Here is a 14,732-nt window from a genome sequence, read left to right on the forward strand (position 1 = left end):
TTGTCGAACAATTTTAAAACGTCACACACCCCGCTCTAAGTTCTGACCTAGACTCCATTTCGTGACTGGAAACCGGCCGGTCATTTTGTGGGGAAAAAATCGAAACTTTCTGCCGAAGCAACAGGTCAGGTTAAAGGTGGGGCCGCAGCGACTGGTGCAATCCTTGCAACGACCACTACAGCCTTTGAGATTCAGCGCATCGACCAGCGTTTGCTGCTCCTTGCGTAGCGCTTTTGCGCCCGGCCACAGGAACTGGCCGCCTGCATCATGGGGTGAGATGCCTGAAACAGATCAATAAAACGGGAGAAACACATGAACGGTGCCGCTTTAGAAATCCAGGGAGAGCGTTCTCACCAGCAAATCGGCGAGCCGACCTCGATGTCGGTTCTTGCCCCGGGTGCAAAAACGGTACTGCCCGCTCCACGTCAGAATCCAAACAAGAAGAAAGTGTTGTTTGTCACCTCGGAAATCGCCGACCTGGTGAAAACCGGTGGCCTGGGTGACGTTTCTGCCGCATTGCCCCGAGCCATGGCCCATCTGCACGATGTCCGGGTACTGATTCCCGGTTATCCGCAAGTGATGCACAGCGAAAACCCGATCCATATCATCGGCGAACTGGGCGGACACGCCGCATTGCCCCCCTGCAAGATCGGCCGCATGGACATGCCGGACGGGCTGGTCATCTACGTCCTGATCTGCCCCGAACTGTACGAACGCGAGGGCTCGCCCTACGGCGCCAACAATGGCCGCGACTGGCCGGACAACCACATCCGTTTTGCCCGCCTGGGCCTGGCTGCCGCCGACCTCGCCGCCAACCTGGCACACATTCACTGGCGCCCGGATCTGGTGCACGCCCATGACTGGCCCGCCGGCCTGGCCCCGGCCTACATGCACTGGCGTGGTCAGCGCACGCCGACCCTGTTCACCATTCATAACCTGGCTTACCAAGGCGTGGTCAGCCTCGCGTCTTGCCCCGAGCTGGGTATTCCCGAACATGCCCTGCAACAGGAAGGCATGGAGTTCTACGGCAAACTGTCGTTTCTCAAGGCAGGCATGGCCTATTCGAGTCATATCACCACCGTCAGCGCGACCTACGCCCAGGAAATTACTACTCCGGCCTTCGGCTGCGGTCTTGATGGCTTCCTCGCCAGCAAGACCCAGCAAGGCCTGCTCAGCGGCATCCCGAATGGCATCGACGAAAGCTGGGATGCGGCGACCGATCCCCACCTGTTTTGCCCGTTCAGCATCGGCGACTGGGACGGCAAAGCGGTGAATGCCGCTCACGTACGCAAACTGTTCGGCCTGAAGGACTCCAAGGGTCCGCTGTTCGCCGTGGTTTCGCGACTGGTCTACCAAAAAGGCCTGGACCTGACTGAAGCCGTGTCCGAGTTCATCGTCTCTTCGGGTGGGCAAATCGCGATCATCGGCCGGGGCGAGCCGGAAGAAGAACAAGCCATGCGCGCCCTCGCCCTGCGTTTTCCGGGGCAGATCGGTGTACGCATCGGGTTTAACGAAACCGATGCGCGACGGATGTTCGCCGGCAGTGATTTCCTGTTGATGCCTTCACGCTATGAACCGTGCGGCTTGAGCCAGATGTATGCGCAGCGTTTCGGCTCGTTGCCGGTCGCGCGCAACACCGGCGGTCTGGCCGACACCATCGACAATGGCGTCACCGGTTTTCTCTTCGACGAGTCGACGGTTGCCAGCTACGAAGAAGCCTTGAGCCGGGCGTTCAAGGTGTTCGCCCACCCGCCCCTGTTGAACGCGATGCGTTGCCGGGCCATGGCCGCGCCATTCAATTGGTGCAAAGCGGTCGAACCCTACGCTGAACTCTATGAACAACTGGTCGCCAAGGCGTTGGGTCAGTCGGTCAAGCAGTGAGAGGGATTCTTGAATGCCGTTACGGACTCCGGAAACCTGGCCCCACGGCGCCGTCATGCTGGATGCCGAACACACCCGTTTCGCCCTGTGGGCGCCAGACGCGTTTTATGTGAGTGTCGAGCTTGAAGGCGGGCAATCACTGCCGATGTTGCCCCAGGCGGACGGCTGGTTCGTGATTGAGACCCGCTGCCCGGCCGGAACTCGCTATCGCTACAACATCGATGGCGAACGCGACGTACCGGACCCCGCGTCCCGGGCGCAAGCCGGCGGTCTTGCGTCACCCAGTGTGGTGGTTGACCCCCACGCTTACCGTTGGCAGCACCTCTTGTGGCAAGGCCGCCCCTGGCATGAAGCGGTGATCTACGAATTGCATGTGGGGGTGTTGGGCGGTTTTGCCGAAGTCGAAAAGCACCTGCCACGGCTGGCCGAACTGGGCGTTACCGCGATCGAACTGATGCCCCTGGCGCAGTTTCCCGGCGAGCGTAACTGGGGCTATGACGGCGTGCTGCCCTACGCGCCCCAGTCATCATATGGCACGCCTGATGCGCTCAAGCACCTGATCGATAGCGCCCACGGTCTGGGTCTGGCGGTGATCATCGACGTGGTTTACAACCATTTCGGCCCTGACGGCAATTACCTGCATCATTATGCCAAGGGCTTTTTCCGCGAAGACCTGCACACGCCTTGGGGCGCGGCCATTGATTTCCGTCGTCGTGAGGTGCGCGACTTCTTTATCGACAACGCGCTGATGTGGCTCCTTGAGTACCGTTTCGACGGTTTGCGTCTGGATGCGGTACACGCCATCGAAGATCCGGATTTCCTTCAGGAACTGGCGGCGACGGTGCGCGAGCACATCGACCCACCCCGTCATGTCTGGCTCACCCTGGAAAACGAGCACAACCAGGCCAGCCTGCTGGAGCAAGGCTTCGACGCGCAGTGGAACGACGATGGGCACAACGCGCTGCACGTCTTGCTAACCGGAGAAACCGAGGCCTATTACGCTGACTTTGCCGAGCGCCCCAGCGAAAAACTGGCGCGCTGCCTGAGCCAGGGCTTCGCCTATCAGGGCCATACCAATCGCCATGGCCGTGCCCGCGGCGAACCCAGCGGACATTTGCCGCCCAGCGCCTTCGTGCTGTTTCTGCAAAACCATGACCAGATCGGCAACCGTGCCTTTGGCGAGCGTCTCCACCAGTTGACTGCACCTCAGGCGTTGCATGCGGCGACGGTCCTTCTGTTGTTGTCACCGATGATCCCGTTGCTGTTCATGGGCGACGAATACGCCGCAGACGAGCCGTTTCTGTTTTTCACCAGCCACCATGGAGTCTTGGCCAGGCAGGTGCGAGAAGGTCGACGCAATGAGTTCGCGGCGTTCAGCGCCTTTGCCGATCCGCACACTCGCGAGCAGATTCCCGACCCGAATGCGTTGCACACGTTCACCGCTTCGCGGCCGACACTGACCTCATCTGAACCGCTGACACAGCAAGCAACCCTGACGCTGTATCGACAGTTGCTGCTGATCCGTCATCGCGAAATCATCCCGCGCCTGCCCGGTGCTCACGCGTTGGGCGCCACGGTGCTGGCAACGGGGGCGATAAGTGCGCGCTGGCATATGGGCGATGGCAGCCTGCTGTGCATCGACCTGAACCTCACCGCGGAGCCCGTGTCCCATTCATCACACGCCCATTCCCGGTTGCTGTTCGAGTACCCGCAGCGGTCCTTCGAAGCCCTGCAACAAGGCACCCTCGCCCCCTACTGCGCGCTGGTCAGTCTGACGGCAGCGGCACCTTTGCTACCCACCACTGGAGAGCGTCCATGAGCGATGCGCAACTGGAAATCCTCGCCAGCCGGGCTGGCCTGGCGGTTGACTGGATCGACGCCAACGGTCGGCCACAAAAAGTCGCTCCGGCGGCATTACGAGCGATCCTCACCGGGCTCGGCCACCCGGCAGGCAGTGCTCAGGAAATCGACGCCAGCCTGCAAGAACTGCAACAGAACCAACAAAACAAACACTTGCCGCCACTGATGACCGTCGACGTCGGCGCCGGGCTCGACCTCTCGCGTCACTTTGCCCCTGAAACGCCCTGCGAGATTCATCTGGAAGACGGCGCGATCCTCCACCTCAGACTAGATGACGAAGCGGTTCTGCCGGGGCTGATCCCGATCGGCTATCAGGACGTTCGCATCGCCGGCCAACGCTTCACACTCGCGGTCGCCCCCTTGCAGTGCCATAGCGTGGCCGCTGCCGTTGACAGCCCGATCCCCCGGGCCTGGGGCCTGAGTGTGCAATTGTATTCACTACGACGCCCCGGCGACGGCGGCTTCGGCGATCTGCAGGCACTGGAAAACCTCGCCCGAGTTGCCGGTGAGCGCGGCGCCGATGCGTTAGCGATCAGCCCACTGCACGCGATGTTCAGTAACGACACACAACGCTACAGCCCTTACTCGCCTTCCAGCCGTTTGTTTCTCAACAGCCTATACGCCTCACCTGAGGAAATTCTCGGCGAACGCGCCCTGCGCCTGGCCATCGACGCCACTGAATTGGCCGACGAGTTCAAACACCTCGAAGAGCAACCGCTGATTGACTGGCCCGCCGCTGCCAAAGCCAAGCAGCAATTGTTGCAAGCGCTGTATGAAGGGTTCTCCCAGGGTGATCATCCCTTGCACGCGGACTTCAGCAGCTTTCGTCACGACGGTGGCGAGGCCCTGGAAAACCACTGCCGTTTCGAGGCGCTCCAGGAGGCCTGTGCCGCCCTTGGCGAAAGCCTCGATTGGCGCCAGTGGCCTGAGCACTGGCGCGATCCGCGCAGTGTCGAACTGACGGTATTTGCCGAGAAAAATGCAGATCGCATCGGCTTCTACGCCTTTTGCCAATGGTTGATCGCCCGCAGCTTGCAACGCGCACAAACCGTTGCGCGTAGCAGTGGCATGGGCATCGGCTTGATCGCCGACCTGGCGGTCGGTGCGGATGGCGGTGGCAGCCAGGCCTGGAGTCGTCAGGACGAATTACTCGCGGCCCTCACCGTAGGCGCCCCCCCGGACATTCTCAACCGCACGGGGCAAGGTTGGGGGATTTCTGCGTTTTCCCCCGAAGGGTTGATACGTAATGGGTTTCGCGCGTTTATCGAAATGCTGCGGGCCAATTTTGCCCATACCGGCGGTCTGCGCATCGACCATGTCATGGGTTTGCAGCGGCTGTGGGTGATCCCCCTCGGCGCGCCGCCGAGTGACGGCGCGTATCTGTATTACCCAGTGGACGACCTGTTGCGTCTGGTGACGCTGGAGTCCCATCGACATCAGGCGATCGTGCTCGGCGAAGACCTCGGCACCGTGCCCGATGGCCTGCGCGACAAACTCATCGCCCGCTCGATCCTGGGGATGCGCGTACTGCTGTTCGAGCAGGACCACGGGGCACACTTCAAACCGATTCTTGATTGGCCGGATAACGCACTCGCCACCACCAGCACCCACGACCTGCCAACGCTCAACGGTTGGTGGCATGGTCGCGACATCGAATGGAGCGTCCGCTTGGGGCTGGTCGACAGCCACGGTGAACAACAATGGCGCGAACACCGTCAGCGCGAGCGTGAAGGTTTGCGTCGGGCCTTGAGTCAGGACCCGCAAAACTTCCGCGAGGAGACCCACGAGACCGACCAGGTGCTCGACGCCAGCGTGCGCTTCCTGGGTCACACCCGCGCCCCTTTGGTGTTGCTGCCGCTGGAAGATGCGCTGGGCATTGATGAACAGGCCAACCTCCCCGGCACCACCGACAGTCATCCGAACTGGCGTCGGCGCTTTGCCGATGAAAGCGATGTGCTGCTGGACGATACGGATGCGGCACGACGGCTGGAACTGCTTGCTTGCGCGCGCCTTCAGGCGGCCGAGCGTGATCAATGAGTGAGGTGCAAACCCTCTCGGTACGGGCAACGTTGCGCCTGCAGTTTCATCAGGGATTCACCCTGGATGACGCCGTGCCGCTGGTGCCGTATTTCTGTGGTTTAGGTATCAGCCACGTCTATGCCTCGCCGCTGTTGAGTGCGCGGGCCGGGTCGATGCACGGCTATGACGTGGTCGACCCGAGCCGGGTCAATCCCGAGCTCGGCGGCGAGGCAGCCCTGCGGCGACTGGTCAGTGCGCTGCGCGCCCAGGACATGGGGCTGATTCTGGACATCGTGTCCAACCACATGGCCGTCGGTGGTGCCGACAATCCTTGGTGGCTGGACTTGCTGGAGTGGGGGCGACTGAGTCCTTATGGTGAGTTTTTCGACATTCAATGGCATTCGCCAGACCCGTTGCTCGAAGGCCAGTTGTTACTGCCGTTCCTGGGCAGCGATTACGGCAGCGCCTTGCAGGACGGCACGCTGACGCTGCACTTCGATCCCGGACGGGGCAGCTTCCATGTCGAACACCATGAGCACCACTTTCCGATCTGCCCCACCGACTACGCTGAACTGCTCAAGCCTGACGACTCGCTCGACGTTGAACGGGCACTGCAACTCAAGGTACTGGCCGATCAGTTCACCACCCTGCACTACCAGACCGATGCCCATTCCCTTGCGCGCCCCTTGCAACAAGCGCTTATCACATTGGCGTCTGACCCGGCGATCTTGCGCTGTATCGAGCACAACCTCAGCCGCCATGACTCCCGCCAACCCGAAGGTTTCAGCCGTCTGCACGAGCTGCTCGAACGCCAAAGCTATCGCCTGGCCAGTTGGCGCACGGCGGCCGATGACATCAACTGGCGGCGCTTCTTCGACATCAATGAACTGGCCGGGCTGCGGGTCGAACGCCCGGCCGTGTTCGAAGCTACCCATGCAAAAATTTTCGAGCTGATTGCCGAGGGACTGGTGGACGGATTGCGTATCGACCACATCGACGGGCTCGCCGACCCGCGGGGTTACTGCCGCAAACTCAGGCGCAGGGTGAACGCCCTGTCACCGTTGCGGCACGTACCGATCTATATTGAAAAAATCCTCGGCGACGGTGAAACGCTGCGTCGCGATTGGCAGGTCGATGGCACCACAGGCTATGAGTTCATGAATCAGTTGTCGCTGCTGCAACACGACCCGCAGGGCGAGCAAGTCCTTGGCGAACTGTGGAGCCGACACACCGAACGGCCCGCAGCGTTCATCGAGGAAGCACAACTGGCACGCCAGCAAGTTCTCAACGGTTCGCTGGCCGGCGACTTCGAAAGTGTCGCGCAGGCCTTGCTGCAAGTAGCTCGCGATGACCTGATGAGCCGAGACCTGACCCTTGGTGCGATTCGTCGGGCATTGCAGGAACTGATCGTGCATTTCCCGGTGTACCGAACGTACATCGGCCCGTGCGGGCGCTCGGCGCAAGACCAGGTGTTTTTTCAGCACGCGATGAACGGCGCGCGCCAGACCTTGGGCGAAGCCGACTGGCCGGTGCTCGACTATCTGGCGCTGTGGCTCGGTGGGCAGCCCTGGCGCGAGCGCCCGGTGGGCCGTCAACGCAAGATCCTCAAGCACGCCTGCGTGCGCTTTCAGCAACTGACCTCGCCGACCGCCGCCAAAGCCGTGGAAGACACCGCGCTCTATCGCTCAGGCGTGTTGTTGTCGCGTAACGATGTCGGCTTCAACACCGAGCAGTTCAGCGCCCCACTCGCCGACTTCCACGCGGCGTGCAGCCAGCGCCTCGACGAATTCCCGGATACGCTGCTGGCCAGCGCCACCCATGACCACAAACGCGGTGAAGACAGCCGCGCCCGCCTGGCGCTGCTCAGCGAGCGCAGCACCTGGTATGCCGAACAGGTCGAAGACTGGCGAATACGGGCCAGCGCCCTGCGTTGCGATCCATCGATGCCCTCACCCGCGGACGAACTGCTGCTCTACCAGACCTTGCTCGCCAGTTGGCCGCTGGAGCTGCATTGCGAAGACGCGCAGTCGATGACGGCCTACACCGAGCGACTGCGGCAGTGGCAGCAAAAAGCCCTGCGCGAAGCCAAACTCCAGAGCAGTTGGAGCGCACCGAACGAGCCTTATGAGCAGGCCACGCGGGCCTTCCTCGAGCGCCTTCTGCTCAGCCCCGAAGGCCTGCCTTTACGCAGTGCCATCGCCGATGCTGCGCAAGCGATCGCCTGCGGCGGTGCGCTCAATGGATTGGCGCAAACCTTGCTGCGCATGACGGTGCCGGGGGTTGCGGATCTGTATCAGGGCAATGAGTTCTGGGATTTCAGCCTGGTGGATCCGGACAATCGGCGAGCGGTTGATTTCAGCGTCCGCCAGCAGGCATTGCACACCCCGGTGGACACTCGACAGTTGCTGCACACCTGGCGTGACGGGCGCATCAAGCAGGCGTTGATCGCCCACACGTTGGCGTTACGCGCGCGATACCCGCAACTGTTTCAGCGGGGCCGTTATCAAGCGTTGCAGGTGGTGGGCAGTCAGGCCGGGCGGGTGTTGGCTTTCGCCCGTGAACTCGACGGCCAACGGGCGATTGTGCTGGTGCCGGTGCGGGTTGCGTCGCTGCTGGAAAGCAGTGCCACGCCGCAGGTGCCTGCCCTGCTCTGGGGCGACACCCGGGTCAAACTGCCGTTCACCGCCGCCGAAGAAAAGCTGAAGGGACTTTTTACAACAGGTGCAGTCACACACCACAAGGAATTGCTGATCAGCGCCGCGCTGGGAGATTTCCCGGTCAATCTGTTTATCCAGACTTGAGTTCAACTCAGGAGCATTGCGATGAGTACCGATGACAAACGCATTCGTGAATTTGCCTATCTGATCTGGGAGTCCGAGGGGAAACCCGAAGGCCAGGAGACACGCCACTGGGAAATGGCGTGCAAGCTGGCGGAAGCCGAAGCCCTGGCCCCGACCAAGCCTGCCCGAACCGCCAAACCCAATAGCGGCAAAACAGCAGCCAGCAAACCCACGACGACCAAGCCCAAAACCAAAGCCGCTACAACCGCCAAGGTCGTAACGCCACCCGGCGATAAGCCTGTGGCTGCAAAAAAGCCTCGAGCACCGCGTAAGCCAGCCGGTTGAGAGTACCAGGCTCTGATTGACCGCGTGGCGAGCAGATTCGCCACTTCGGGGATGGCGCGGCCTTGAGAGGCCAGCAATGCCGGCGCCATCACCCAAGCCCAATTGCAGGAGCAATGATGACCACGCCAAAAAAGACCGCGCCAGAACCTCACGTCGAGGCCTCGCGAATCCGTGAAGGCTTGCCCTTCCCGCTCGGTGCAACCTGGGATGGTCTGGGGGTCAACTTCGCGATATTTTCGGCTAACGCCACCAAGGTCGAACTGTGTTTGTTCGACGATGCCGGCGAAGTCGAGCTCGAACGTATCGAACTGCCGGAATACACCGACGAAATCTTTCACGGCTACTTGCCGGACGCTCATCCGGGGCTGATCTACGGCTACCGGGTTTATGGGCCTTACGACCCGCAAAACGGTCACCGCTTCAACCATCACAAATTGCTGATCGACCCCTACGCCAAACAGTTGGTGGGAAAATTGAAGTGGTCCGAAGCCTTGTTCGGCTACACCATCGGCCACCCCGACGCCGACCTCAGTTTCGATGAGCGCGACAGTGCGCCCTTTGTGCCCAAGTGCAAGGTCATCGACCCGGCGCACACCTGGGGCCATGACCATCGGGTCAATGTCCCGTGGGATCGAACGATCATTTATGAGGCTCACGTACGCGGCATCAGCATGCGTCACCCGTCCGTCCCGCAAGCGCTGCGCGGGACCTTCGCCGGGTTGATGGTCGATGACCTGTTGGAGCACATCCGCAAACTGGGCGTGTCGTCGGTGGAACTGATGCCGATACACGCCTTCGTCAATGACCAGCACCTGTTGCACAAGGGCATGACCAATTACTGGGGCTACAACAGCATCGCCTTCTTCGCCCCCGATCCGCGTTACCTGGCCAGTGGCAAGATCGCCGAGTTCAAGGAAATGGTCGCACATCTGCACGAAGCCAATCTTGAAGTGATTCTGGACGTGGTCTACAACCACACCGCCGAGGGCAACGAACAGGGCCCGACCCTGTCGATGCGCGGCATCGACAATGTCTCCTACTATCGACTGAAGCCCGATGACAAACGCTTCTATATCAACGACTCCGGTACCGGCAACACCCTCGACCTGAGCCATCCCTGTGTGCTGCAGATGGTCACCGATTCGCTGCGTTACTGGGCCTCGGAAATGCACGTCGACGGTTTCCGCTTCGACCTGGCGACCATCCTCGGGCGTTACCACGACGGTTTCGACGAGCGTCACAGCTTCCTCGTTGCCTGCCGCCAGGACCCGATTCTGCGCCAGGTAAAACTGATTGCCGAGCCTTGGGACATTGGCCCTGGTGGCTATCAGGTCGGCCGCTTTCCGCCGGGCTGGGTCGAGTGGAACGACCGCTTCCGCGACACCGTACGCGCCTTCTGGAAAGGCGATGACGGCCAGCTCGCCGACTTCGCCGCCCGCATGACGGCATCGGGTGAGATGTTCAATCAACGCGGCCGCCGCCCCTACGCCTCGATGAACTTCGTCACCGCCCATGACGGCTTCACCTTGAATGACCTGGTCTCCTACAACGAAAAGCACAACGAAGCCAACGACGAAGAAAATCAGGACGGTAGTAATCACAACCTGTCCTGGAATCACGGCGTTGAGGGCCCCACCGTCGATCCCGAGATCAATGCGCTGCGCCAGCGGCAGTTGCGTAATTTCTTCGCCACCCTGCTGTTGGCCCAAGGCACACCGATGCTGGTGGCCGGTGACGAATTTGCCCGAACCCAATACGGCAACAACAATGCCTACTGTCAGGACAGCGAAATTGGCTGGGTCAACTGGGACCTGAGCGAAGACGGCAAGGCCTTGCTCAAATTCGTCAAACGCCTGATCAAGCTGCGTCTGGCCTATCCGATTCTGCGGCGCGGACGTTTTCTGGTGGGCAATTACAACGAGGATATTGGCGTCAAGGACGTCACCTGGCTGGCGCCCGACGGCAGCGAAATGTCCACCGAGAAATGGCAGGATAGCCACGGGCGATGCCTGGGCATGTTGCTCGATGGACGCGCCCAGGAAACCGGAATCCGTCGCAAAGGCGCCGACGCTACCTTGCTGCTGGTGGTTAACGCGCATCACGACATTGTCAATTTTCGGCTACCGGAAGTGCCTGACGGCGGATTCTGGACCTGCATGATTGACACCAACCAACCCTCGATTCAGGGCCAGGAGCGGTTCGACTTCAATCATCAATATTCGGTAACCGGACGCTCGTTGCTGTTGTTCGAGTTGCAGCATGAGGAGCAAGACTGAAACGCAATTGCCCGCCTCATCAGCAGTGCTTTAGCAAGCCACTTCATAAAAAACGCTCGTCAGGGAGGTGACGGGGCGACGAATGGTGATCTATGAGCAATACTCTGCTCGCAGCACCCAGGGTTTGGAGCGCTGTGCCCTGGTGTGACGGCACACCAGAACAAGGACGTATCGCCATGAAATCCAGCACCCTCGTCGACAGCAGCTTGCCTGTGCAGATCTGGAACACTGCCCGGCAACTGGACAATATTCCCGTCACCAGCACCTCTACCCTTATCCCTGCCGGCGCTCGCGCGGTGGTGATCGCACCACATCCGGGTGATGAAGTCGTGACCTGCGGTGGCCTGCTGCAGTTGTTCGCCACCCTCGGCCACCCCCTGCAATTGATCTCGATCACCGATGGCAGCGCCGGTCATCCAGGCTCGAACCTGTGGTCGGAGAAGCGCCTGAGTGTGTTCCGCCCACAGGAAAGCGTCGAAGCCCTGCGTCGCCTCGGTTTGCCCATGCATAGCCTGAAATGGATTCGCGGCGGTTTCACCGACAACGGGCTGGCCGAGCGTGAACTCCAATTGACGCAATTCATCGCACGCTACCTGCGACCGGGTGATGTGGTGTTCAGCACCTGGAGCGAGGACGGCATCATCGACCATGACACGGTAGGTCGAGCCAGCGCAAAAGCCGCCCTCATGGTGGGCGCGAGTTTCAATGAAGTGCCGGTCTGGGCCTGGCACTGGCCCGCACGCGATCATGGGCTGATTCCCTGGCACCGCGCCCGCAAGGTTCGCCTCGACACCTGGACCATCGCACGCAAATGCCACGCCACCCATGCGTACGCCAGCCAGCTGAACGGTGAACCGGAGATCGGCATCGCGCCGAAGCTACCCAGGGTTTTCCTGGAGCGGATGCGTCAGCCCTATGAAATAGTTTTTGTGTGAATGCGAAAGAAGTGATGCCTTGGCCCCGCTCAAAATGCTGATTTTCAGCCGATGCATCCGTCTCCCTCTAATAAACAACAACTTAGATAATTGCCAAAAATCAGTCAGTTGCAACGTCTAAATTATTCATACCACTCATCGTTCAATTTCTTGACGCAACGCCAACGGTCTTCTTAGCTAAACGTTACTACCCCCGGAAATACCTCCTGGGGCACGCCTCGAAAACCCGCTGAAGCGGGCCGTCGGGTCTTGCCTCAATGAAATCGGTCGCCCCTCATTTGGGTAGGAGAGACGCCAAACAGAGTCATGGCATGCGATTGCAAGGTAGACCTCCATGAACACCTCCCTCATCCAACACGAGATCAAAATCGCCCTGTACACCGTTTCCACTTCGTTGTTGCTGTGCACATCCATGGAGGTTCAGGCGTCCCCCACCGAGAACGAGGCGATGCCCTGGTATCAGCAAGATGTCCCGGCGCTCGCCCTGCCGACGCCTGATACGAGTAACAGTATCCGCTTCATCCGCAATCCCCGTCTTGATAACCAGTTGCTGACAGTCGAGCAAGCCGCTCCTTCTGCCTGGGATCGGGTTTATGGCCTGCCTGCCAGGAGTGCAGAGCGCGACGTCCTCGGCTCACCGTTTTCCGGCATGAGCGGTTCGGAACTCAAGGGCCCGGCGTTGATTACCCTGCAAAGCAGCGGCGGCAGCACTCAGCGTGTTGGCCTGATGGGCGGTACAAACCAGTTTCAGGGCAATGGCAATGGCCTGGTCAGCTCTGCCATTGTCGACCCGAATAACACCCTCAACGTGCAAGGCCCCAATCTTGGCGCCTATTGGAGCCTGACCGGCGCAAACGGCTGGCACGTGGATTTGACCGCCAGCGGTGGTCGGGTCAATGGCTACAGCCTCAATGATCAGGGCCAGCGCCAAGCTGCCGAGGGCAGCGCAATGACCCTCTCGGTGCAAGGCGGATTCCCCATCGGCATCAGCGAGAACTGGGTAATCGAACCTCAGGCCGAATTGATCAACCAGCGTATTAGTCTGGACACCCCGTATGCCGGTAGCGGCAATGCCTCATCCACCGACCTGACGTCCTGGAGCGGCAGGGTCGGTGCAAGCTTGAAAGGCAGTTATGACATCAAGGGCCTGCCGATCGAACCCTATGTTCGTACCAACTTCTGGCATACGGTCAATACTACCGACACCGTGACCCTGGGTCAGGTCGACAAGCTCAGCAGCAGCCGGAACGCGTCCTCGATTGAACTGGGACTGGGCCTGGTGGCCAGGGTCACGCCCTCTGTCAGCCTGTATGTCAGCGGCGATTACAACAGCGCGAGCGTCAACAACGACTTGTATGGATTGATCGGCAGCCTCGGGGTGCGGATGCGTTGGTGACTGTCAGGAAGATTTGCGAACCGTAGGCGCACGGTTTGCCAGCGATGGCAGCCGTAAGATCCCCATCGCCGGCAAACCATGCGCCCACAGGTCGCGCGCAAAACAGCGCTGATTCAGGCTCTGCACAGCAAAAAACCTGAATATCCCCCAAACCAACCCACAAAACCCAAAAAATCCCTGATCGCCGTTAGTCTCCACCCCCTGCGATGGATTAAAGTAACGCCCCCAGCCCTGGCGTTATTCGAACGCCTTTGCTCACCCTCTCCAGGAACAGTCATCGATGGAACATCGTGAAGCGCTGCTTGCGCTGCGAACCTTTCTTTCAACGCAGATTCTCGGCCAGGAAAAACTCATCGAGCGGTTGCTCATCGCTCTGCTCGCTGACGGCCACATGCTGGTCGAAGGCGCCCCTGGCCTGGCCAAGACCAAGGCCATCAAAGAGCTTGCCGAAGGTATCGAAGCACAATTCCATCGCATCCAGTTCACCCCCGACCTGCTGCCTGCCGACATCACCGGCACCGAGATCTACCGTCCGGAAACCGGCAGCTTCGTGTTCCAGCAGGGACCGATCTTCCATAACCTGGTGCTGGCCGACGAAATCAACCGGGCACCGGCCAAGGTCCAGTCGGCCTTGCTCGAAGCCATGGGCGAGCGGCAGGTCAGCGTCGGGCGCAGTACGTATGAGCTGTCGCCGCTGTTTCTGGTCATGGCGACCCAGAACCCGATCGAGCAGGAAGGCACCTACCCACTGCCTGAAGCCCAGCTCGACCGTTTCCTGATGCACGTCAAAATCGGCTTCCCGGACGCGGCCGTCGAGCGGCGCATCCTGCAACAGGCCCGCGGTGAAGCGCTGCACGGCGAAACCAAGCCAGAGCGGCGGATCAGCCAGCAAGCGATATTTGCCGCGCGCAAGGAAATCCTTGGTTTGTACATGGCCGACGCCGTGGAGGAATACCTGGTGCAGTTGGTCATGGCGACCCGCACGCCGGGCAAGTTCGACCCGGAAATGTCCGAGTGGATTGCCTATGGCGCCAGCCCACGCGGCTCCATCGCCCTCGACCGCTGCGCCCGCGCTCACGCCTGGCTGGCCGGTCGCGACTTCGTCAGCCCCGAAGACATTCAAGCGGTGCTGTTCGACGTGTTGCGCCATCGCATCATTCTTTCCTTCGAAGCCGAAGCCGCTGGTATCGACCAGGACCGTGTGGTCCAGCGGATTCTCGACGTCGTTGCCGTCGCTTGA

At 60.6% G+C, this 14,732-nt stretch carries 9 protein-coding genes; all 9 read left to right on the forward strand.

Annotated features, from left to right (window positions below; translation table 11 throughout):
- Positions 1-312: 312 nt before the first annotated feature.
- The 9 genes from glgA to AC1RJ3_RS19135 all read left to right on the forward strand — a co-directional run bounded on the left by glgA (position 313) and on the right by AC1RJ3_RS19135 (position 14,732).
- Positions 313-1,881: a glycogen synthase GlgA gene (gene glgA, locus AC1RJ3_RS19095; protein ID WP_347929926.1), complete on the forward strand. Its 1,569-nt coding sequence runs from the start codon at positions 313-315 to the stop codon at positions 1,879-1,881.
- Positions 1,882-1,894: 13 nt separating this feature from the next.
- Positions 1,895-3,700 carry a malto-oligosyltrehalose trehalohydrolase gene (treZ, locus tag AC1RJ3_RS19100; protein WP_493079908.1) on the forward strand — a complete coding sequence of 602 codons (1,806 nt, stop codon included), beginning with the start codon at positions 1,895-1,897 and terminating at the stop codon, positions 3,698-3,700.
- A complete protein-coding gene (malQ, locus tag AC1RJ3_RS19105) occupies positions 3,697-5,778 on the forward strand; it encodes a 4-alpha-glucanotransferase (RefSeq protein ID WP_493079910.1) in 2,082 nt (693 codons plus the stop codon). Before treZ ends, malQ begins: the two co-directional genes overlap by 4 nt.
- Positions 5,775-8,561: a malto-oligosyltrehalose synthase gene (locus AC1RJ3_RS19110; protein ID WP_493079912.1), complete on the forward strand. Its 2,787-nt coding sequence runs from the start codon at positions 5,775-5,777 to the stop codon at positions 8,559-8,561. The genes malQ and AC1RJ3_RS19110 overlap by 4 nt, the downstream gene beginning before the upstream one ends.
- Positions 8,562-8,582: 21 nt before the next feature.
- Positions 8,583-8,885, forward strand: a complete 303-nt coding sequence (locus AC1RJ3_RS19115) for a DUF2934 domain-containing protein (RefSeq protein WP_493079914.1) — start codon at positions 8,583-8,585, stop codon at positions 8,883-8,885.
- A 116-nt stretch (positions 8,886-9,001) separates the two neighbouring features.
- Positions 9,002-11,161, forward strand: a complete 2,160-nt coding sequence (gene glgX, locus AC1RJ3_RS19120) for a glycogen debranching protein GlgX (RefSeq protein WP_493079916.1) — start codon at positions 9,002-9,004, stop codon at positions 11,159-11,161.
- Between the two features lie 176 nt (positions 11,162-11,337).
- The gene (locus AC1RJ3_RS19125; RefSeq protein ID WP_493079918.1) at positions 11,338-12,096 is read left to right on the forward strand and encodes a PIG-L deacetylase family protein; all 759 of its coding nucleotides are present in this window, start codon (positions 11,338-11,340) and stop codon (positions 12,094-12,096) included.
- 334 nt (positions 12,097-12,430) lie between these two features.
- Positions 12,431-13,492 (forward strand): autotransporter domain-containing protein, encoded by a 1,062-nt coding sequence (locus AC1RJ3_RS19130; protein ID WP_493079920.1) that lies wholly within the window; start codon positions 12,431-12,433, stop codon positions 13,490-13,492.
- 280 nt (positions 13,493-13,772) lie between these two features.
- Positions 13,773-14,732 (forward strand): AAA family ATPase, encoded by a 960-nt coding sequence (locus AC1RJ3_RS19135; RefSeq protein WP_019690591.1) that lies wholly within the window; start codon positions 13,773-13,775, stop codon positions 14,730-14,732.

Source organism: Pseudomonas sp. GW822-FHT04C11 (genome assembly GCF_058800905.1).

What these genes read in the sequence shown, in the direction of transcription:
- malQ (WP_493079910.1), top strand. Translation starts at nt 3,697, where the DNA reads ATGAGCGATGCGCAACTGGAAATCCTCGCCAGCCGGGCTGGCCTGGCG.
- AC1RJ3_RS19110 (WP_493079912.1), top strand. Translation starts at nt 5,775, where the DNA reads ATGAGTGAGGTGCAAACCCTCTCGGTACGGGCAACGTTGCGCCTGCAG.
- AC1RJ3_RS19135 (WP_019690591.1), top strand. Translation starts at nt 13,773, where the DNA reads ATGGAACATCGTGAAGCGCTGCTTGCGCTGCGAACCTTTCTTTCAACG.
- AC1RJ3_RS19130 (WP_493079920.1), top strand. Translation starts at nt 12,431, where the DNA reads ATGAACACCTCCCTCATCCAACACGAGATCAAAATCGCCCTGTACACC.
- glgX (WP_493079916.1), top strand. Translation starts at nt 9,002, where the DNA reads ATGACCACGCCAAAAAAGACCGCGCCAGAACCTCACGTCGAGGCCTCG.
- AC1RJ3_RS19115 (WP_493079914.1), top strand. Translation starts at nt 8,583, where the DNA reads ATGAGTACCGATGACAAACGCATTCGTGAATTTGCCTATCTGATCTGG.
- AC1RJ3_RS19125 (WP_493079918.1), top strand. Translation starts at nt 11,338, where the DNA reads ATGAAATCCAGCACCCTCGTCGACAGCAGCTTGCCTGTGCAGATCTGG.
- glgA (WP_347929926.1), top strand. Translation starts at nt 313, where the DNA reads ATGAACGGTGCCGCTTTAGAAATCCAGGGAGAGCGTTCTCACCAGCAA.
- treZ (WP_493079908.1), top strand. Translation starts at nt 1,895, where the DNA reads ATGCCGTTACGGACTCCGGAAACCTGGCCCCACGGCGCCGTCATGCTG.